Here is a 975-nt window from a genome sequence, read left to right as displayed (position 1 = left end):
CTGCTTGCCCATGATCTTCATCGCCTGATACATGGCGCGGCGAATCACCGGCTCGCCCATGCGGTTGACCATCTTGTTGATGAAGGTGGCGGGTTTGCCTTCGTGGGGGTGATCGAGTTGCAGGACGCGACCGGTCATCAGCAACCCCCAGGTGGAGGCGTTAACGAACCAGGACTCGCTCTGGCCGACGTGTGCCTTCCAGTCGGCGGGCCCCAGTTTGTCTTCGATCAGGGCGTCGGCGGTGGCCTTGTCGGGAATGCGCAGCATGGCCTCGGCCAGACACATCAACATCAAGCCTTCATGGGTATCGAGACTGTATTCCTGCAGCAGTTCGTCGATGGAGTCGACCGCCGTGTCCATCTCGCGAACTTCTTGCACCAGTTCGGCGGTTTGCGTGGCGATGCGCTCGAAGTCTTGCTCTTCGGTACGCAAGAACGCGACCAGCTCGGCGACATAGGCGTCTTCCTCGACGCTGTAATAATCGCTGACACGCGCAAAAAGCGTATCGAGATCGTCGTTCCAGGTGGCGGTTTCCAGCATGGTGTTGGCATTTTGCATGTCATGACCCCGTGATGATCGGCGACGCAATAATGAAGGTAGGCGTGCGGAGTCGGCGCCGGTAGCGGCGTCCTGATTATGTTGTCTAGCGTTGACTTTAGAGTGGGTCAGCGTGCCAGGTCTTGCCAATTTCCCGGGTGTTTGTGTCAAAAAACACGGCAGAAGAAGAGGTGGGGTTGAATTCTAGACTTTAGTCTATGATGGACGGCGTGGTCATGACGGAGGTGGTGGCACTGCGACGCCATTGCGAGGGAGACTGGCCATGATGGCGTCGAAAGGCGTGCGACAAGGCGCTTTGATTGGCGAATCCCGTGCGTGCCGCGATTTCGCTGAGCGGTGCGCCGGCGGTTCGCAGTAAGGTGCTTGCGCGTTCGAGGCGGCGACGCAACAAGTATTGGTAAGGCGTCAGCCCCGTAT

The 975-nt window shown here is 58.6% G+C and carries 1 protein-coding gene and 1 pseudogene; both read right to left on the bottom strand.

What is annotated here, in order from left to right:
- Window positions 1-558 (bottom strand): annotated as a pseudogene (locus OP496_RS18050) (bifunctional proline dehydrogenase/L-glutamate gamma-semialdehyde dehydrogenase); the annotation flags it as partial.
- Between the two features lie 190 nt (window positions 559-748).
- On the bottom strand, window positions 749-975 hold a 227-nt coding region (locus OP496_RS18045; RefSeq protein WP_280565338.1), incomplete at its 5' end, for a helix-turn-helix transcriptional regulator.

This window comes from Chromohalobacter sp. 48-RD10 (assembly GCF_029889785.1).
Lineage (GTDB): Bacteria > Pseudomonadota > Gammaproteobacteria > Pseudomonadales > Halomonadaceae > Chromohalobacter.
Note: the sequence above shows the minus strand (reverse complement) of the source record. Positions and strands in the feature narration are given on the sequence as shown.